The organism is Limnohabitans sp. DM1 (assembly GCF_001269385.1).
GTDB lineage: Bacteria > Pseudomonadota > Gammaproteobacteria > Burkholderiales > Burkholderiaceae_C > Limnohabitans_A.
On sequence record NZ_CXOO01000054.1, the window covers coordinates 35,695 to 55,242 of the forward strand.

The window sequence follows — 19,548 nt, forward strand, 5'->3', positions numbered from 1 at the left end:
CGCTTTTTGCCAAGCGTGCATCGTCGGACTCTTTGAGTACCGACCTATTGATCCGGCCCTGTGAAGTTTGTAAGGTGACTTCAATCTTGTACCTTGTGGGCGCTAGCCCTGCTGGCGATGAGACGCTTGTGGACCACTGGCTTTTTGCTTGGCTGGCAAGCTCCCACAAATTCCTCCAAACGGGCCACACACGGCTCAGACTTCATCGGGCCGAATCTATAAGCAGTGATGGCGCAAAAAATTCAAACTTCAGCGTGCCGAATCAATAGGAAGTCAGGTAATCGCAGGTTGGCGGCTTCAGCCCCGACAAGGGCTCACGCCGAAGCCCTTCATATTGGAGGTGTGGGATGCCCAATGCGCTGCCCGTGTATTGCTGCAACCAGTGCGCCACTTGCACGATCAGGTCAGAAGGCTGCTGGAGGGGCAGGCCCAGGGCGTCGTGCTTGCCAACGATGCTGGGCCGTGCAGTTTCGTCCTTGAACAGCTCGCGCATTTGCTGCTCCACGCTGGGGGCGTTTTCTTCAATCACCAAGACCTCGCGCAAATCTTGTGCAAAGGCGTGCATGCGTGGGCTGTCGATGGGGTAGGTCAGGCCCAGTTTGAGCACGCGCACACCCGCTGCCGAGAGCGCCTCTTCGCTCAGGCCCAGGCGGCGAAACACTTCCATCAGGTCGTGGTGCGTCTTGCCTGCCGTGACGATGCCGATGTGGGCCTGCGGGCTGTCAATCACCCTGCAGTCAATGCTGTTGACCTGCGCAAACGCGGCCACGGCAGCCAATTTGTCTTGCTGGCGCGATGCGCTGCCCAGTGCAGGCAGATCGGGCCAGCGCTTGTGCTGCTCAGGGGCGACATGCCCGGTCTGGGTCTGCACGACTTGCGGGCTTTTCCAACCGTTCACTTGAATGTGGATTGCGGCCAGATCTACCGTGGCGCTGCTGTCCACCACTTCCGACAAGGTCGTCATGCCTACACAGGCGCCCGAGTAACGCGACAGCGCAAAGCCATACAGGCCAAAACTCATCAGCTCCGACACATCGGCGGGCGAGACCACCGGCATGTGCGAGAACTGGAACACCTGGTCACTGTGCGCGGGCCTGGCGGGTGACACGCTGGCGCGGTTTTCGCCCGCCACCACCAACACGCCGCCGTGGGGGGAGACGCCGAAGGCGTTGCCGTGTTTGAGCGCTTCGCTGGCCCGTTCGTCCCCAGGCCCCTTGCCGCACCACAGGGCAAACACGCCATCAACCGTGCGCGTGGTGTTGGGCGCCACCCGCTGCGTGTCCATCAATTGCATGGTCCCCAAGGCTTCATTGATGGCAGGCACAAATTCGATGCCCGCGTTTTGGAATTTCACCCCTTGCTGCCAGATGACCTGCTCCACCATGCCCAGCGGCGAGCCCCGGTAGCCGCTGATCAGACCCCGGGTGTTCAGGTGCTGGCGCTCGTCGTGCTGGCGCTGCATCAGCATCATGCGCACCAAGGCCTGTGTGCCGGATAAGAACACCTGGCCTTGTGGCGCCCAGATGTTGTCATGGAGTCGGTTGTCGCGCAGGAGGGGTGTTTCAAGGGCGTCGACAAGGGCTTTGTTCGGGGTGTTGTCAGGGCTTGTGTGCAGCATGAGGGTTTTGCAAATAGAGGGGTAAGAATAGGCCTCTATGTCAGGAATAAACACCCTGATTGATCCTTTTTATCTCCAATTTGGAGAATTAATTTCCATGAAACAATAAAATATAAGAATGAAAGACACTTATAGCCAAAAAATCCTGGAAGTCCTCCAGGAAGACTCACGCATGACCGTACAGCAAATCTCTGAACGTGTGGGCTTGTCCACCACGCCTTGTTGGAAACGCATCAAGGAGATGGAGGCGCAAGGCATCATCACCGGCTACACCGTGCGGGTGAACCGTAAAAAAGTGGGCCTGAGTCTGATGGTGCTGGCCGAGATCAATGTGAATCAGCACACCGAAAAAGCCGTGGCTGAATTCGAAGCCGCCGTGCAAGCCACGCCGCACATCGTGCATTGCTACTCCACCACCGGGCCAGCAGACTATGTGCTGACCATCATGGTGCAAGACATGGACGCCTATGAACATTTCCTGATGCAAACCTTGTTCAAGTTGCCCGCCGTCGCGCATGTGCGCTCCAGCATCGTGATGCGCGACATCAAGCAGGGAGCGTGTTTGCCCTTGTGATGGCGCTTTACACTTTGGCCCTTCCAATTTGGACCTTCCCCTCTGACATTCCCCATGCTTTCCACCCAAGACAAAATCCGCATCGACGACACCCGCATCGCCTCGGTGCGCCCCCTCATGACGCCCGCGCTGCTCGAAGAGCGCCTGCCTGCATCGCCCGCGCACCTGGCGCTGGTGGAGCGTTCGCGTCAGGACATCTCGAACGTGCTGCAGGGCCAAGATGACCGTCTGGTGGTGGTGGTCGGCCCGTGCTCGATCCATGACCACGACCAGGCCATTGCCTACGCCCGATTGCTCAAGGCAGAGGCCGACCGGCACGCCCAAGACCTGCAAATCGTCATGCGCGTGTATTTTGAAAAGCCTCGCACCACCGTGGGCTGGAAGGGCTACATCAACGACCCGCACCTGGACGGCAGCTTTGCCATGAATGAAGGCCTGGAGATGGCGCGCAAGTTGTTGCTGGACATCCTGGACCTGGGCCTGCCCGTGGCCACCGAGTTTCTGGACTTGCTCAGCCCGCAATACATCAGCGACCTGGTCACCTGGGGCGCGATTGGGGCGCGCACCACCGAAAGCCAGAGCCACCGCCAGCTGGCCAGCGGCCTGTCGTGCCCGGTGGGCTTCAAAAACGGGACGGATGGCGGCGTCAAAGTGGCGGCCGATGCGGTGGTGGCGGCCAAGGCGTCTCATGCCTTCATGGGCATGACCAAGATGGGCCATGCGGCGATTTTTGAGACACGCGGCAACCAGGACGTGCACATCATCTTGCGCGGCGGCAAGACCCCCAACTACTCGGCCGCCGATGTGGATGCCGCCTGCCAGGCGCTGCAAGCTTGCGGCATTGCGCCGCAGGTGATGGTGGACGTGTCGCACGCCAACAGCAGCAAGCAGCACGCCAAGCAGATCGAGGTGGCGCACGACGTGGCCGCTCAAATCGCAGCGGGCGACCACCGCATCATGGGCCTGATGATCGAAAGCCATCTGAACGAGGGTCGGCAAGACCTCCAAGAAGGCCAGCCCCTGGCGCATGGCGTGTCCATCACCGACGCCTGCATCAGCTTTGCGCAGACCACGCCGGTGCTGCAGGCGCTGGCGCAGGCGGTGCAAATACGGCGTGGGCAGCCATGAAGTCCTGCAAAACATGTAACAGTGCCTTGACCGCCATCGTCCGGCGGGCTTAAAGTGGCACCGCTGACGTCGGGAAACTGACTGAAGCATTTTTGGGGCGCATTCATGCGCCCCGCCCATCAGAACGACAACTCTTCTTTTGGGCATTTTTGGGGGTGATCCTCTCGTGACACGCCCATCAGCCCGACCAGTTCGCTGGTCGGGCTTGTCATTTGTGGGGCTGGTTTTTTTCAGCCGTGGGCAAATGTCGGACTTGTAGGTCGGTGGTCGAAGACCCCGACGTGGGGCTTGTTCGAGCCCATGAGGTCACGGCTCGTGCTGCGCCAGGTACATGCCCCCGGCCAGCTCGTTGGGGTTGAACATCGGCGAGGTGCGGGTGCTTTCCAGGTCGATGCCCATGCGCAGCGCCTGAGACAGGCCGCTCAGATCATCGGCCAGCGCCCTCAGCACATCGTCCATGGACAGCAGGCCCAACAAGCGGCCATTGGGTTCGGTCACAAACACACGCCGCACGCCGTGCTTTTGCATGGCCGCAATGGCTTCATGCACCGTCGCGCTGCCGGGCACGCCAATGAGCTGTGCATGGCTGTATGCCCCAATAGGCAGCTCGCCCGGCAAGCGCCCTTGCGCCAGTAAATTGACCACCAGATCGCGGTCGGTCACCACGCCCACGACGCGCGCCGGGTCTTCCGGGTCGGTCAGGGCCAAGGCCCCAACATGGTTGACGCGCATGAGTTCGGCGGCTTTTTGGACCGAGGCTTCAGAGCTGACAGAGAGGATGTCGCGTTGACACAAGCTGGACAGGTTCATGACGCACGGCTTTCAGAATGAAAGTCCCGATACTGGTCAGTGGGTCTGGGCCTGTCGGTTCGTTCAGACACTTTGGTTGACGCCGAGTTGTTCAACAATGCACAGCTGTTGTCACTGATCGGAGTTTCATGATTCAGGATTCCTTTTGCGTCAGCCTGGACCGGGATGCGGTCTGCCGTGCCCTGGAGCAGGAGATGGGCCGCCCGGAGGTTTTTGCGCTGGTGCGTGAGCGTTGCGACTACCTGTTTTCAGCGTCCCCGGTGTTCGTGGCCAGTGCCCACTTGCAGCGCATGCAGGCGCTGATCGAAGCGGTGGAAGCGGCCGTTGCCCATCCGATCTATCAACAAACCGTGCTGGCGCGTGCACCCCACATTGCCAGCTGGTCTGGTGGCGGCGCCAAAGGGGTGTTTCTGGGCTACGACTTTCATGTGTCCGAAGCGGGCATGGGCTTGATCGAAATCAATACCAACGCCGGTGGCGCCATGCTCAACGCGGTGCTGGCGCGGTCTCAGCGGGCCTGCTGCGACAGGATGGCACCGTTCATACCCACGGCTCAGGCCGTGCATGCGCTCGAAATGCGATTTGTCCAGATGTTCCAGCAGGAATGGGCGCTGGCCAGGATGCCCCGGCCCCTGCGTACGGTGGCCATTGTGGACGAGCAGCCGCAGGCGCAATACCTGTACCCGGAGTTCCTGCTCTTCAAATACCTGTTTGAGCACCATGGCTTGCGCACCGTGATCGTGGACCCGACAGAACTGAGCTACAACCAGGGCGTGCTGCGTGCAGGCGATGTGCCCATTGATCTGGTTTACAACCGGCTCACGGATTTTTATCTCGAAAGCCCCGATTGCTCAGTCTTGCGTCAGGCCTACCAACGACAGGCCATTGTGCTGACGCCTCATCCCCGGGCGCATGCTTTGTATGCCGAAAAACGCAATCTGGGGCTGCTGTCGAATGCGGCATTTTTGCAGCGGCTGGCGCTGGCACCACAGCACCAGCAGTCCTTGCTGGAGATGATTCCCAAATCCGAGACGGTGGACGCCGCCAATGCACAACGCTTGTGGACCGAGCGCAAGCAGCTGTTTTTCAAGCCCTTTGCAGGTTATGGCGGGCGTGCAGCCTATCGGGGCGACAAGCTCACACACCGGGTTTGGCAAGACATTGCCGCAGGGGGTTACATCGCGCAGCACAGGGTGGCGCCAGGGCACATGCGCATCCCAGTCGAGCCGGGCAGCGAACGGGTGATGAAATTCGACGTGCGCCAGTATGTTTATGACGCCAAGGTGTTGTGGTCGGCGGCCCGGGTCTATCAGGGCCAGACCACCAATTTCAGAACTCTGGGCGGTGGCTTTGCGCCTGTGTACGAATGGCCCGCGGGCGCCACCATCCCTGACGGGCCATGAAACGGCAGTGCGCGCAGATCACCCCAGACTCAGATCCATCTTGCATCCAGGCTTGGGCGTTGGCCTCATGTCGAGCCTGAAGCCGCCGAGCTACAAAAGCCCTCGTAGGTCGGCGCCGTCAGGTCCGACGCTTGTCCGCTTCGGCGCAGGTCCATGTCGGCGCTGTTGCCGCCGATCTACAACGGGTATGAAGATTGAAGCCTTCACTGGGCCGCGTCACTGGGGGCTGGCGTGTCGACCTGAATCGCCCCACGCCGAATCTGGTCGCGCTCCAGGCTTTCAAACAAGGCTTTGAAGTTGCCCTCGCCAAAGCCCTCGTCGGCTTTGCGCTGGATAAACTCGAAGAAGACGGGTCCCAGCAGGGTTTGGCTGAAGATCTGCAAGAGCAAACGCTTCTCGCCATGGGCCGTGGAGCCGTCCATCAAGATGCCGCGCGTCTGCAACTCGGCCACGGGCTCGCCATGGCCCGGCAGGCGCTCTTCTAGCATCTCGTAATAGATGTCGTTTGGCGCAGTCATCAGCGGGATGCCGGCCATCTGCAGCGCGTCCACGCTTTTCAAGAGGTCGTCGGTGAGCAGCGCGATGTGCTGGATGCCCTCGCCATTGAACTGCATCAAGAACTCTTCGATCTGGCCCCCGGTCTTGCCCGACTCTTCGTTCAGCGGGATGCGGATCATGCCGTCCGGAGCCATCATGGCCTGGCTGGTCAGGCCCGTGTACTCGCCCTTGATGTCGAAGTAACGAATCTCCTGGAAGTTGAACAGTTTTTCGTAAAAACCGCTCCAGTACGCCATGCGCCCTTTGTAGACGTTGTGCGTCATGTGGTCGATCAGCTTCAGGCCGTGCCCGGGCGGGTGGCGGTCCACGCCCTCGATGAATTCAAAGTCGATGTCGTAGATGCTCTTGCCGTCTTCAAAGCGGTCAATCAAATACAAGGGCGCGCCGCCAATGCCTTTGATGGCAGGCAGGCGCAGCTCCATCGGGCCTGTAGGAATGTCAACCGGTTGCGCTCCCAGTGCCAGGGCACGCTCATACGCCTTGTGCGAATCCTTCACCCGAAACGCCAGCGCACAGGCGCAAGGGCCGTGCTCGGCAGCAAAGTAACCGGCCAGGCTTTTGGGCTCGCGGTTGACGATGAAATTGATGTCGCCCTGGCGGTAAAGCACCACGTCTTTGGAACGGTGCTTGGCCACCAGCGTGAAGCCCATTTTTTCAAACAGGGGCTCCAGGGTGTTGGCGATGGGGGAAGCAAACTCGACGAACTCGAAACCACACAAACCCATGGGGTTGTCAAACAAATCGGTCATGAAAATCTCCAGCAATGATCGGGACCGCACTGCTGACTGAGCGCGGCCCGAATTGAAATCGGTCAAACAAAAGGGAAGACGCTTAAGAAGCCTGCGGCGGTGCGCAAGGCTTGCCCCGCGTGCTGCGCGCGAGGTGGATACCGAAAATCAAAACCTGGATGGACATGCGTCGATTGTGATGGGCATCGAGGGGATTGGCAAGAAAACAAGTTTCAAGCTACTGCTTTCAATGCACGCAGCTGATCAATCTCTGCAGCGCTCATGCCCAAGCCGCGCAGCAGTTCGTCGGTGTTTTCGCCTTGATGGGGCGGTTGATGACGCACCCCCAAACGCTGGCCACCCATGGTGAAGGGCAGCAAGGCGGCAGGGGCGCTGTGGCCCGCCTTGGCGCCATCGGTCAATCGCACATCGGCCAAGCCGCCGGTGGCTTGCAGGTGCGGGTCGTCAAACAGTTCTTCGGGTTTGACGATGGGCGCAAAGGGCAGACCGGCTTGTTCAAAAATGGCTGTCAGCTCGGCCGCCGTGAAGGCCTCCAGTCGGCGGCGCAATTCGGGGATGAGCTCGGCACGCAAAGACACGCGGGCGTTGTTGTCAAAGTAGCGCGCATCGGCCTTGAGGTCGGCAAAACCCAGCACATCACAGAAAGTGGCCCACTGCGCATCGCTCACCGCTGCCAGAAAAATCTGCTCACTGTTCTTGACCGTGAACACGTCGTACACCGCCCAGGCCGAGATGCGGTTGGGCATGGGCTCGGCCGCCTTGCCGGTGATGGCGTACTGCAACATGTGCTGGCCCACCAAAAACACGTTGTTTTCAAACAAGGCCGACTGGATCTCTTGCCCGCGCCCGGTGATGCCGCGCTGGATGAGTGCGCCCAGCACGCCAATCGCACCAAACATGCCGCCCATGATGTCGTTCACGCTGGTGCCTGCGCGCAAAGGGTCGCCCGGACGCCCGGTCATGTAGGCCAGGCCGCCCATCATTTGCACCACCTCGTCCAGCGCTGTGCGGTGGTCATACGGCCCCGGCAAAAAGCCCTTGAGGCTGGCGTAAATCAGCTTGGGGTTGCTGGCCGACAGGCTGGCGTAGTCCAGGCCGTACTTGGCCATGGAGCCGGGCTTGAAGTTCTCGGCCACCACGTCGGCGGTGGCACACAAGCGGCGCGCCACCTCGGCGCCTTCGGGTGACTGCAGGTTGAGTTTTATGCTCTTTTTGTTGCGGTTGAACATCGGGAAAAAACCCGCGCCCGAGCCCAGCAAATGCCGTGTGCGGTCGCCCTCGATGGGCTCAACCTTGATGACCTCGGCCCCCATGTCGGCCAGCACCATGCCGCAGGTGGGGCCCATGACCATGTGGGTGAACTCGACGACGCGCAGGCCTTCGAGGGGGAGTTTTCGGGCGGGAGCGTTCATGTGCAGACTCAGCGGTAAAACGCTTCGACCTGCCCTTTGAGCTTGATCAGCAGCGGCTGGCCTTTGCGGTCCAGCGTTTTGCCTGCGGGCACCTTGACCCAGCCTTCGCTGATGCAGTATTCCTCGACGTCGGTGCGGTCTTTGCCGTTGAAGCGGATGCCGATGTCGTGCTCGAACACGGCGCGGTTGTGAAAAGGGCTGCGCGCGTCAATGGACAGGTGATCGGGCAATTCGGGGCGCTGGGTGGCTTCGGTCATGGGGATGGGGGTGTGATGGAAAAACGAGGCCTGATTTTCCACCATTTACACCGCCGCCACGGCGGGCAGCGCCCCTTGAGGTGGCACAATCGCCGGTCCTCAAAATGCAGGGCGTCCGTTGGGCGTTGCTGCTTTCCGCTTTGCAGCACCGGCCCGTGCTTCGTTTGTTTTGCTCATGACCCCCACGTTTTCCGGCACGCTCGGCATTGATTTTGGCACCTCCAACTCGGCCATCGCCTGGGCCGACCCGCAGGGCAAGGCCCGTCTGATTCCTCTGGAAGGCCAGGCCCTGGCCATGCCCACCGCTGTGTTTTACAACGCCGAAGAGGGCAGCACGCACTTCGGGCGCGAGGCCATTGGCCACTATCTGGAGGGCACCGAGGGCCGCTTGATGCGTTCACTCAAAAGCCTGCTGGGCAGCCCTTTGCTGCAAGAGACCACGCTCATCAACCACCAGCAGATCAGCTTCCAGGACATCATCGGCACTTTTTTGACGGCGCTGCGCGAACGCGCCACCGGGGCGCTGGGCTTTGCGCCCACCCAGGTGGTCATGGGCAGGCCCGTGCACTTTGTGGACGATGACGCCCAGCGCGACGCACAGGCCGAGGCCTCGCTGCGCCAGGCGGCGCAAGCCGTGGGTTTTGAAGACGTGTCGTTTCAGCTGGAGCCGATTGCCGCAGCCCTGGATTACGAACGCCGCCTGACCCAGGACAGCACCGTGCTGGTGGTGGACTTAGGGGGAGGCACGTCTGACTTCACCGTGGTGCGACTGGGGCCTGAGCGCATGCAGCAGACCGACCGCAGTGCCGACATTTTGGCCACCACGGGCGTGCACATTGGCGGCACCGATTACGACCAGAAGCTGAGCCTGGAGCAGGTCATGCCCTTGCTCGGTTACCGGCACATCGGCCCGGAGCTGCGCGAAGTGCCCAGCCGGGTGTTTTTTGACCTCTCGACCTGGCACCTGATCCACTGGCAATACCAGCCCAAGGCCATGGCCCATGCCAAAACCCTGCGCAGCAACTACACCGACCCGCGCCTGCATGAGCGCCTGATGCAGGTGCTGGCCGAGCGGCACGGGCACCACATCGCGCATGAGGTCGAGCAGGCCAAAATTCGCGGCTCGGTGTCGGATGCGGACACGGCCATAGACCTGAGCTGCCTGGCGCGTGACTTGCAAGCGCCCCTGGGTGTGGCCCACATGCAAGCCCATCTGGCCCCCTTGCTGGCGCGCACCGTGGCGTGTGCGCGCGACTGTGTGGCGCGTGCCGGTTTGCAAGTGCAGCAGATCGACGCCATCTATTTGACCGGCGGGTCTTCGGCGCTGCGCACCTTTCAACGGGTCTTGCAAAGCGAGTTCCCGGGCGTGCCGCTGGTGGAAGGTGACCTGTTCGGCGGCGTGGCCTCTGGCCTGGCTTACAGCCGTTGAGGGGAAAAGGGAAAGGGCTGTGAATCGTGCGCCTGCAAAAAAGCGTCTGCTGCCCATTGTGTAACACCTCATCGTCGTTTACGGGGCGGCCGCAGGCAGGGTGAATCTGAAGACGGTGCCTTTGGGCTGTTGGGCTTCAAATTCGAGGTGGCCGCCGTGCTGTTCCACCACCGTGCGGCACAGGCTCAGGCCCAGGCCCATGCCTTCGGCTTTGGTCGTGAAAAACGGGGTGAACAGCTGCGTGGCCACGTCCGCTTCGATGCCTGTGCCCACATCGGTCACGGCAAATTCGACCCAGCTTTGCTGGGCCTTCAAGGTCACGCGTTTGGCCTGCAGCACCAGCACCCGGTCCAGGCAGTCGGGCCTGTCCATGGACTGCATGCCGTTGCGCGCCAGGTTCAGCAGCACCTGCTCGACCATGGTGCGGTCGCACCACAGGGCGGGCAGTTTGGGCTCCACGCGTGTCAGCACCCGCACTTGCAGCTTGCGCGCTTGCAGGTTGACCAGGGGCGCAATGGCGTCCAGCAAGGCTTGCGGGGCCACGGCTTCGCGGGCCTGATCGCGGCGGCGCACGAAGTCGTGCACGCTGTTGATCACCCGCCCGGCCCGGCCCGCCTGCTCGGCAATGCGGCGCAGCGCCATGTGCACGTCTTCCAGGGTTTGCGGCTGTGCCCCGGGGTCGCGCAGCAGGTTGAGCGAGCCGTTGGCATAGCTGGCAATGGCGGCCAGCGGCTGGTTCAGCTCGTGGCTCAGCAGCGAGGCCATCTCGCCCACGGTCGCCAGGCGGGCGGTGGCCTGCAGGCGTTCCTGGCTGGCGCGCGAGAGTTCTTCCACCCGGCGCTGCTCGCTGATGTCGATGACCGCGCCCATCCAGCCGGTCTGCTCGCCTTGCACGCTGATGAGCGGCGCCTCGATGATCAGCACCGGAAAGCGCGTGCCGTCCTGGCGCATGAATACCGACTCGAAACCCTCACGCGGCGGCGCATTGCCCGCCAGCCGGATGGCCTGGCGCTGCTGGTATTCGTCCACCATCTCGGGGGGCCAATAGGGCATGGGGGCATTGCGGCCCAGCAAGTCTTCGGCTTCCCAGCCCACCATCTGGCAAAACGCCGGGTTCACATAGGTGATGCGCCCTTGCTGGTCACGCGCGCGCAGGCCGGTGACCAACGAATCTTCCATGGCCTTGCGAAAAGCCAGGGCCTCGGCCAGGTCGCGTTCGGCCTTCAGACGCCGGCGCGAGTCCTTGACCAGCAGCACCATCACCGTGATCAGCGCAATTGACATGCCCGTCACCAGCGCGGTGAGCACGTTGGGAAACAGGTCGGGCTCGGCGCGCCGCCCGTCCATGCGCAGCACCAGGGTGTGGCCCGGCAAATCCAGCAGTTGCTGGGTGGTGAACATGCGCAAGCCCCGGCGGTGTGCACCGGTGATGGCCAGCCGTGTGCCATCGGGCTCGACAAATGACATCTCGTTGCGCCGCCCAAAGGTGGCCCCCACGCGTTCGGCCAGCAGCTCTTGCAGACCGTAGGTCACCACCGTGAAGCCCACCAATTGGCCCAGTTGCAGCTGCGGCAGGCACAGCTCCATCACTTCCATGCCCAGCCCGTCGGACTGCGGCAAAAAGTAAGTGCTTGAATAAGCCGGGCCATTGAAGCGGCGTGCCCGTTGGCAGGCTTGCAAGGCATCATTGGCCACTTCTTGTCGGGGCGTGCGTTCAAAGGCCGGGGCGCGCAGGGGTGAGTCGGCATGCTGGTGCACATGCCACTGGGGGTCGCGCCATTCCACGCGCAGCCACTCGCGGTTTTGCCGCAACAAAGCCAGCGCGGCGGCCTGCCTGAATTCTGCCGATTGCGCTTGCAGGGCCTGCACGGCCTGCACATGGCGCGACAAGCTGCTGCGCAAATCGCTCACCGCGTCGGCCGCGTCGCGCTCCAGCTCGGCTTGCACCTGGCTGGCTTCGTAGCGTCCGGCCAGCCACACCAGGGTCACCAGCACGGCAATCACCAGTGCCACCAGCGCCGCCCACAAAGAGCGCCGCCGCAAACTCCAGGGCGATGCGCTTTCAGCCGCAGTCCAGGACGCCAAAGCCCTGCGCAGACGATTGCCCATCCTGTCACGCATGGCTGCGATCCGGTGAGGGTCGAAGGTCGTGCCCAGCGTCAAGGTTTGTCATACAGGTGTGTGATCTGTAAGAGGGTGTTCTGTAGGAGCTTGCCCTGCAAGCGAAACGCCTGCGGACCGCAAGTGCACTATGGCCAGCAGGGCTGGCTCCTGAAAGACACGAAAAATCGAACACCCTGTGCTTCATGGCGTGCGCGGTGTGGAGGTGGGGGGTGGCACCGGCGTTTCCAGGCGCGTGACGCGGGGCTCGGCCCAGCTGCCGTCGATCAGGAATTCCTGCGTGTTGGCGCGGGTCAGCGGAGTTTGCAAAAACAGCTGCGCCAAAAACGAGGTCAGGCCCACCAAGGGGTTGACCGTAATGCCTGCCACCAAAGACGCGGTGCCCGCGTCCAGCTCGGGCAGGATCAGCACATGCAGTTTTTGCGTTTCGTGGGCGATGTCGGCCAGGCCTTCGAGCTGTACCACCGCGTTGACGCCCTTGATTTGCAGGTTTCGGGTGTGCGCAATGCCTTGCAAAATGCTCACATCACCTTGCACCGAATCGAAGGCAAAGCCCTCGGAAAACACGTCCCGAAAATCCAGCAACAAGCGCCGTGGCAAGGCCTGCAAGCTCAGCACGCCCAGCAACTTGGCCGCGCCTGCATCGGCCTTGAGGAACTGGCCGCGCCCCATCTTGAGGGCGAATTGTCCGTTCAGACTGGGGTAATGCAGCGCCAGGGGCGAGCCCTGCCAGCCGATGCGTCCTTCGATCTGGCCACTGCCACCGCGCAAAGCCCCAGGTGTGCCCAGGCGCGTGAGCAGGGCGCCAGCGTTGTTCACGTCCAGGTAGAAATTCATCTCGGTGTGGCGTGCACTTTTGCCGTCGGCCGCTGTGAGCCATTTGCCCGAACTGCGCAGCGTGGCCTCGGGCACGCTCAGGTCGAATTTGTTGAGTTGCCATTCGCGCACCGATTCGCGCAGCAATGGGCTGCGCGTGCGCGGTGGGGCGCTGTTGACGGCTTCAATCTCCACGCGGCCGAGCTTTTTGCCGCGCAATTCCAGCTGCTCGACCACGATGTCCAGTGCAGGCAGGTTGACGGGTGGGGCCTCCAGCAGGGCCTCCACTTCGACCACGCTGGACGGCGGCAGGTTCAGCCGCGCCAGCCGTGCATACAACTGGCCGGGCTGCTCTTCGGTGGCTTGGCGATAGGCCAAATGCCCGCTCAGTTCGCGGGCGTCTACATTGACGCGCCAGGTCAGGTCATCGCGTGTGCCCCCGGCCACGACCTGGTGCAAGCTGCGCCCATCGGCCGTGAGCGTGCCCGTTTGCAGTGTGAAGCGGGTGGGCCCATAACTTTGCAAGCCAGCGGACAGGGTGGGGCGCGCGGTGGGGGGGGCGGTGGCGCTCGACCCAGCAGAAGTCACCGACGCACTCCTTGTACCTGCTGCCTCGGCCCACAGCGCCTGCCACGCGTCCACCGACAACTGCTGCAGCGCTACTGTGGCCAAGACACCCGCATCGGGCAGGGGCTGATTCTGAACGCCGGTGGTGCCCAAGCTCAGGCTACCGCGCAAAACCACCGGGGCCGGGCCCGACAGGTCGCGCAGGTAATGGGCCGAAGCGATGCGCCCCAGCTCCAGCTGGATCTGGTCGCGCAGCTGGGTGCCCTGGCCCACCCCCCGGTCCAGAACCTGGGTGCGCAGCGACAGCGGCAAGCTGCTGGCCGCGCTCTTGCCCAGCGGCGCAGGCAGCTTCAGCGCCAGGCCGTCCAGCGTGCTGTGCAGCGAGACCTCGGGCTGGCCGTGGCGCCAGCCCAGCGTGGCGCTGTAACTGGTGCTGCCGCTGGCGTGTTGGGCCAGCAGGCCCGCCAAGGGCACGTCCTTGGCTTCGCGCAGGCCCTCGGCGCTGATCTGGCCGTGTACGCGCAGCAGCACGGCCGGCTCACCGGTGTTGTCCGCCACCGGGCGCATGCCGCCTTCAATGCGCACCGGCCCGCCCAAAAGCCGCGCTTGCACGCCTTGCAGGGCAAATCCGCTTTCGGAAAACTGCAGCGTGCCCTGGACCTTGCCCAGCATGGGCGTGCCGGGCGTCAGGTGCACATCGTTGCCTGCCAGCTGCACGCTGCCTTGCACCTTGCTGCTGGTCAGGGCTTGCAGCGGAAGGCTGAGTTTCAGGCGGGTTTGCAGCGTGCCGCTGGCCTGCGCCTCGTGCAGCACGCCGCCCAGCAGGCGGTCCAGAGGCGACTGCTGCACCACCGCCAGCATCGGGGCCGCCGGGCCTTTGCTGTCCAGGGACACATTCACCGTGGGTTTGTGCAACAGGTCAGCAATCTCGGCCTGCCCCCCGCTCAGCACCGGCGCCGTGCGGCCTTCACCAAAGCGTGCTGACGCATCGGACAGCTTCAGTCCCAGGCGGTCAAACACCAGCTGGCCATTGAGGCCTGTCAGGCGCGGCCAGGGCAGGCTTTTGGGCGGGACGGAAGCGGGGGTGAAAGCCGCAGGCACATAGTCAAAATCGACATCACGCAGCCGCCCGGCAAAACGGAACTCGCCCTCTTTGGCATTGGCAAAGGGCAGCTGCGACACATCGCCCTTGATTTTGACCTGCACGTTGTTGTAGCTGCCCTTGAGCAGCGCATCGCGCACATAGTGGCGCACCTGCGCAGGCAGCGTGGTGGGCAAATAGCGGTGGGCACGGGCAGCATGGATCTGCGTGAACTGGCCTTGCAAATCCAGCACACCCGCGCCTTGCACCGGGGCCGCACTTGGGGCTTGTTCTTGGCCTGGCACTTTCACCTTGGGGGCACTGTGCCACTGGCCATGCCATTGGCCTTGCAGATCGGCATTGGCAAATTTGAGCTGCCACTGCGGCACGTCCCAGCGGCCGTTCAATCGTTTCCAGGTGGCATCGGCTTTCAGGCTGCGCACAGGCACCTCGGCCTCTTCGAGCACGCCGGGCAGAAACAGGGCCGAGCCTTCGCCCATGTTCAGCTGCACGCGACCACTTGCTTCACTCAGGTCCAGCTTGACTTGTGCGCCGCGCACGCCGGGCCAGGCCGGTAGTGGGGGCGTGGCTGTGGCGGGGGCTGTTGGGGGGCTGGTTGTTGCGGTTGATGTGGTTGATGCGGATGCGGAAGGTGGTTGAGCTGGCCCGCTCAAGGCACCTTGGACATGCCCAGAACCATGGGCCACATCCCATGCCGCTGGCGGCAGGTGCAGCCGGTTCAGGCTGGCCTGTGCGCTGTAGGTGCTGGGCGCTTGCCAGTCGCCCTGCCAGCGCAGTTGCAGGGCGGCCAATTCGCCACTGATCTCGTGCTGGGCCAGTGTTGTGGCCAACACCTCGGGCAAGGGCAGGTGCAGGGCCACTTCGCGCAGGGCCTGCAAGTCCAGGTGGTCGGCCTGCAAACGGCCCCGCGCCGGGGTGCTGCCTTGGGCGTGGGTGTAATCCAGGGCCATGTTTCCGCCCGGCCAGGCCAGGTCGTGCGCGCTGATGTGCGAACTGGCAAAGGCCAGGTCGCGGGTGGACACCTCAAAACCGCTGTCGCTCAGCCGCCCGGCCACGCGCCCCGACAGGCGTTCAAACACCAAGGGGCTGCGCGCCTCCAGGGTTGAGGTCGGTGCTGGCGCTTGTAAATGTGTCGGTGAGTGCGCCTGCAAGTTCGCCTGCAAATCCGTCAGGTTCACATCGGCCGTGCCCCCGGTCCACTGGCCCAGTGCCACATCGCTCCACAGCCGCACAGCCCCTTGCCCACTGAGGATCTGCAGACCCTGGGGCAGGGCGCGCTGCAGTTGCGGCCCCAGTTGCTGCTGCAATTGGGGCAAATCGACGTGCGAAAAATAGGCATACACCTGGCCCGACCAGTCAGCCAGGCGTCCGGGATGCGTGGACAAAATGCCGCGCCGCATGCGCGCCATGGCCACAAATCGCGCCCCCCAGGCCTCGGGCGGCGTGGCGTCCAGGCGCAGATCGTGGTGTCGACGCGAATTGCGCAGCACCAGGTCCAGCTCACGCAAGGCCAGGGTTTGGGGCGCGGTCTGTGGCAGGGATGGGGGTCTTGCGGCCAGCTCATCGGTCCAGTGCACCGTGCCGCCGCGCACGATCACCTCGCGCTGCGCAAACAGCCAATCGGCGCTTTGGCTGTCGCCTTGCGGGCTGTGCTGGAGTTCCAGCCCGGCCACCTGCCAGTGGCCCTGGGCCGTGCGCCGCACATCCAGCTCGGGTGCATCCAGCACCAGTTGCTCCAGGCTCAGGCTCAGCACCGAGCGCACGCTGATGGCCACCAGCACCCGGGGCAGGCGCAAGGCGGTGCGCCCCTGCGCGTCCAGCAGCTCGATCTCGCGCAGCTCAAAAGAAGGGGCCCAGCCGGTCGATTCGGCCGTCAACTGACCGATGCGCACCGGTACCCCGATGCTTTGCCCGGCCAAGCGCTCCAGGGCGGGGCGGTACTCGCCGATTCGCGGCACAATCCACAAATGCAGTACCCCCCAGGCCATGCCCAGCAACAGTCCCAGGCTCAGCAAACCCCAGGCCACCACCCGCCAGCAACGGGCCCACACAGCGGTCAGACGGGGAAATCGGGGCAAAGTCAGCACAAAAGTTTTGAATCAGAAAGTCAGCAGGAATTATGACCGGCAGCCCAACCCCAGGCAGTGACCCAGCGCGCCTTGGTGCATTCCCCGATTCAGGGGCCTCGTATTCCCGCTTTGTGCAGCGCCTCCAGCGCCGTTATGCTGACTGGCTGGCCCTGTTGCCCCCGGGCCAACCCACCCGCGACAGCCTGTACGCCACCTTCAAGACCCTGAGCGCCAAAGGCCTGGACACTGGCGCTGCCCTGCGTGTGCTGCGCCAGCTCACCCTGGAGCGGCTCATCTTGCTCGACTGTAGCCGTCGCCTGCCCCTGGAGGTGGTCACCCACAGCATGACCTGGCTGGCCGAAGTCACGCTCGATATCGCCTGGCAGCAAGTGATGGCCGATCTGGACAGCCTGCATGGCACGCCCACCAAGGCCAACGGCGAGCGGGCCGAGATGTGGATCATCGGCATGGGCAAGCTGGGCGCCCGCGAGCTGAACGTGTCGAGCGACATCGACCTGATTTATGTCTACGACGAAGACGGCCAGACCCTGGGCAACAGCGAAGGCCGCAACAAGGTCTCGTGCCAGGAGTACTTCACCCGCGCCGTCAAGCGCATGTACGCCCTGATCGGCGACACCACCGAACACGGCTTTGTGTTCCGGGTGGACTTGGCCCTGCGCCCCAACGGCAACTCTGGCCCCAGCGTGGTCTCGCTCGATGCCCTGGAAGAGTATTTGCTGGTGCAAGGCCGCGAGTGGGAGCGTTTTGCCTGGATGAAAAGCCGTGTGGTGGCGCCCCGCAGTGCCATGCTCAATGGCTCGGCCCAGGCGCTGCGCGGCGTGGTGCTGCCTTTTGTGTTCCGCCGATATTTGGACTACAACGTGTTCGAGTCGCTGCGCACGCTGCACCAGCAAATCCGCGACCACGCGGCCAAGCGCAGCGCGGGCCACCCCGAACGCGCCAACGACGTGAAGCTGTCGCGCGGCGGCATCCGCGAGATCGAGTTCACGGTGCAGCTGCTGCAGGTGGTGCGCGGCGGCCAGTTCCCAGAGCTGCGCACCCGCCCTACCTTGGACGCCCTGCAGCGCGTGGCCAAAGCCGGGCTCATGCCGCAGGCCACGGCCGACGCGCTGGGCGCGGCCTATGTGTTTTTGCGCCAGGTGGAGCACCGCATCCAGTACCTGGACGACCAGCAAACCCATGTGCTGCCCACCCGCGACGACGACCTGGCCTGGATCGCGCAGACGCTGGGACACCCCAATGCCTGCGCTTTTTTGAGCGAGCTGGACGCGCACCGCGAGGTGGTGGCGCAAGAGTTCGACATCTTGCTGGGCGGCGACCGCGAATGCAAAACCTGCAATGGCAAGAACGGCAAAAACAGCCGCGAACACGCCGAGCTGGACGCGGTGCTGGGCGACTTCAGTGGCCCGGTGCGCGAGCGCCTGGCGCAGTGGGCCGACAACCCGCGCGTGCAGTCGTTGCGCGACGACGCCCGGGGCCGCCTGATGCGCCTGCTGCAGCGCACCGCCCAGTGGCTGGACGTGGGGCGCGTGAGCGAAGAAGCTGTGCTGCGCATGGCCGACTGGATCGAGCCGCTGCTGCGCCGCGAAAGTTATTTGGCCCTGATGCTGGAGCGCCCTTCGGTGCACGAACGCTTGCTGCGCCTGCTGGGCGCGGCCAAGTGGCCTGCCCGCTACCTGCTGCAACACCCGGGTGTGATCGACGAGCTGGCCGGGGGCAACCTGTTTGACAGCCGCTTTGATGCCGCCGAATTCGAGGCCGAGTTGCAAGCCCGCCTGGTGGCGCTGCAGCGCACGGGCGAAGACGACGAGGAAAGCCTGCTCAATTTGCTGCGCCGCGCCCACCATGCCGAGCAGTTCCGCACCTTGGCGCGTGACGTGGAAGGCGTGCTCACGGTGGAGCAAGTGGCCGACGACCTGAGCGCCCTGGCCGATGCCGTGCTGCGCGTGACGGCCCGCTGGTGCTGGAGCCGCCTGAAAACCCGCCACCGCGAAGAGCCGGCCATTGCCATCATTGGTTACGGCAAGTTGGGTGGCAAGGAGCTGGGCTATGGCAGCGACCTGGACATCGTGTTCGTGTACGAAGACGAGGACGAACGGGCCCAGGAAATCTACGCCGCCTATGTGCGCAAACTCATCAACTGGATGACGGTGAAAACGGCCGATGGCGACCTGTACGAAATCGACACGGCGCTGCGGCCCAACGGCAACTCGGGCCTGTTGGTCACGCGCTTTGAGGCTTATGCCGACTACCAGCAGCAGCGCGGCAGCAACACCGCCTGGACCTGGGAGCACCAGGCCATGACCCGCGCCCGCTTTGTCATGGGCTTGCCCAGCCTGGCCCCGCAATTTGACACGGTGCGCCACGCCGTCATCAGTGCCCCGCGCGATGCGGCCAGCCTGAAAGCCGAAATCGTGGCCATGCGCGACAAAGTGCGCCAGGGCCACCCGGTCAAGGCCGAGCGCTTTGACGTGAAACACAGCCCTGGCGGCATGGTGGACGCGGAGTTTGCCGTGCAATACCTGGTGTTGCTGCATACCGCCGCCCACCCGGAGTTGGCCGACAACGTGGGCAACATTGCCCTGCTGATTCGCGCCGAGGCTGTGGGGTTGCTGCCTCTGGGCATGGGGCAGGCCGCCGCCAACGCCTACCGCGAGCTGCGCCGGGTGCAACACCGCGCCCGCCTGAACGAAGAGCCCACCGACGTGCCGATGGCCAGCTTGGCCAGCGAGCGCGATGCGGTGCTGGCGCTGTGGCGCGTGGTGATGGGCTGAGCGCGGCCCGCTCTCCTGCCTCATGCTTTCATGCCCGAGGGCCTGGCCAAGCGTCAGACAGGCTTGAAAAATGCAAACAAGTCAACACAAAAGAGACTAATTTCTCAATTTATGAGACTTAAAGTTTTATAGGTGTCAAA

At 63.4% G+C, this 19,548-nt stretch carries 12 protein-coding genes; 5 read left to right on the forward strand and 7 right to left on the reverse strand.

The window, feature by feature from the left end:
* Positions 1 to 262: 262 nt before the first annotated feature.
* Positions 263 to 1,618: a hypothetical protein gene (locus AMM33_RS18625; RefSeq protein ID WP_090142758.1), complete on the reverse strand. Its 1,356-nt coding sequence runs from the start codon at positions 1,616 to 1,618 to the stop codon at positions 263 to 265.
* Positions 1,619 to 1,736: 118 nt separating this feature from the next.
* Between AMM33_RS18625 and AMM33_RS18630 the strand changes: the two genes are divergently transcribed.
* Together AMM33_RS18630 and AMM33_RS18635 are read left to right on the forward strand one after the other, a co-directional pair.
* Positions 1,737 to 2,192, forward strand: a complete 456-nt coding sequence (locus AMM33_RS18630) for an Lrp/AsnC family transcriptional regulator (RefSeq protein ID WP_090142759.1) — start codon at positions 1,737 to 1,739, stop codon at positions 2,190 to 2,192.
* A gap of 54 nt (positions 2,193 to 2,246) precedes the next feature.
* Complete coding sequence (locus AMM33_RS18635; protein WP_090142760.1) at positions 2,247 to 3,320, forward strand: 3-deoxy-7-phosphoheptulonate synthase; 1,074 nt, start codon at positions 2,247 to 2,249, stop codon at positions 3,318 to 3,320.
* 306 nt (positions 3,321 to 3,626) lie between these two features.
* On the opposite strand, the gene AMM33_RS18640 is transcribed toward AMM33_RS18635, so the two are convergent.
* Positions 3,627 to 4,130, reverse strand: a complete 504-nt coding sequence (locus AMM33_RS18640; protein ID WP_090142761.1) for a CBS domain-containing protein — start codon at positions 4,128 to 4,130, stop codon at positions 3,627 to 3,629.
* 128 nt (positions 4,131 to 4,258) lie between these two features.
* Between AMM33_RS18640 and AMM33_RS18645 the strand changes: the two genes are divergently transcribed.
* On the forward strand, positions 4,259 to 5,533 hold the full coding sequence (locus tag AMM33_RS18645; RefSeq protein ID WP_090142762.1) for a hypothetical protein: 1,275 nt from the start codon (positions 4,259 to 4,261) through the stop codon (positions 5,531 to 5,533).
* 203 nt (positions 5,534 to 5,736) lie between these two features.
* On the opposite strand, the gene hppD is transcribed toward AMM33_RS18645, so the two are convergent.
* The 3 genes from hppD to AMM33_RS18660 all read right to left on the reverse strand — a co-directional run bounded on the left by hppD (position 5,737) and on the right by AMM33_RS18660 (position 8,509).
* The gene (gene hppD, locus AMM33_RS18650) at positions 5,737 to 6,840 is read right to left on the reverse strand and encodes a 4-hydroxyphenylpyruvate dioxygenase (protein WP_090142771.1); all 1,104 of its coding nucleotides are present in this window, start codon (positions 6,838 to 6,840) and stop codon (positions 5,737 to 5,739) included.
* A gap of 212 nt (positions 6,841 to 7,052) precedes the next feature.
* Positions 7,053 to 8,252: a CaiB/BaiF CoA transferase family protein gene (locus AMM33_RS18655; RefSeq protein WP_090142763.1), complete on the reverse strand. Its 1,200-nt coding sequence runs from the start codon at positions 8,250 to 8,252 to the stop codon at positions 7,053 to 7,055.
* 8 nt (positions 8,253 to 8,260) lie between these two features.
* Positions 8,261 to 8,509: a DUF3297 family protein gene (locus tag AMM33_RS18660; protein WP_053172949.1), complete on the reverse strand. Its 249-nt coding sequence runs from the start codon at positions 8,507 to 8,509 to the stop codon at positions 8,261 to 8,263.
* Positions 8,510 to 8,684: 175 nt separating this feature from the next.
* On the opposite strand from AMM33_RS18660, the gene AMM33_RS18665 reads away from it, so the two are divergent.
* Positions 8,685 to 9,938, forward strand: coding sequence for an Hsp70 family protein (locus AMM33_RS18665; RefSeq protein ID WP_090142764.1), 1,254 nt, complete (start codon positions 8,685 to 8,687; stop codon positions 9,936 to 9,938).
* A gap of 78 nt (positions 9,939 to 10,016) precedes the next feature.
* Here the strand turns inward: AMM33_RS18665 and AMM33_RS18670 are convergent, their stop codons facing one another.
* Both AMM33_RS18670 and AMM33_RS18675 read right to left on the reverse strand, forming a co-directional pair.
* Positions 10,017 to 12,059 (reverse strand): sensor histidine kinase, encoded by a 2,043-nt coding sequence (locus AMM33_RS18670; protein ID WP_090142772.1) that lies wholly within the window; start codon positions 12,057 to 12,059, stop codon positions 10,017 to 10,019.
* A 183-nt stretch (positions 12,060 to 12,242) separates the two neighbouring features.
* Complete coding sequence (locus tag AMM33_RS18675; protein ID WP_228768241.1) at positions 12,243 to 16,631, reverse strand: YhdP family protein; 4,389 nt, start codon at positions 16,629 to 16,631, stop codon at positions 12,243 to 12,245.
* A 32-nt stretch (positions 16,632 to 16,663) separates the two neighbouring features.
* Here AMM33_RS18675 and glnE point away from each other — a divergent pair, with 32 nt between their 5' ends.
* Positions 16,664 to 19,408 (forward strand): bifunctional [glutamate--ammonia ligase]-adenylyl-L-tyrosine phosphorylase/[glutamate--ammonia-ligase] adenylyltransferase, encoded by a 2,745-nt coding sequence (gene glnE / locus AMM33_RS18680; protein ID WP_090142765.1) that lies wholly within the window; start codon positions 16,664 to 16,666, stop codon positions 19,406 to 19,408.
* The last annotated feature ends 140 nt before the right edge of the window (positions 19,409 to 19,548 follow it).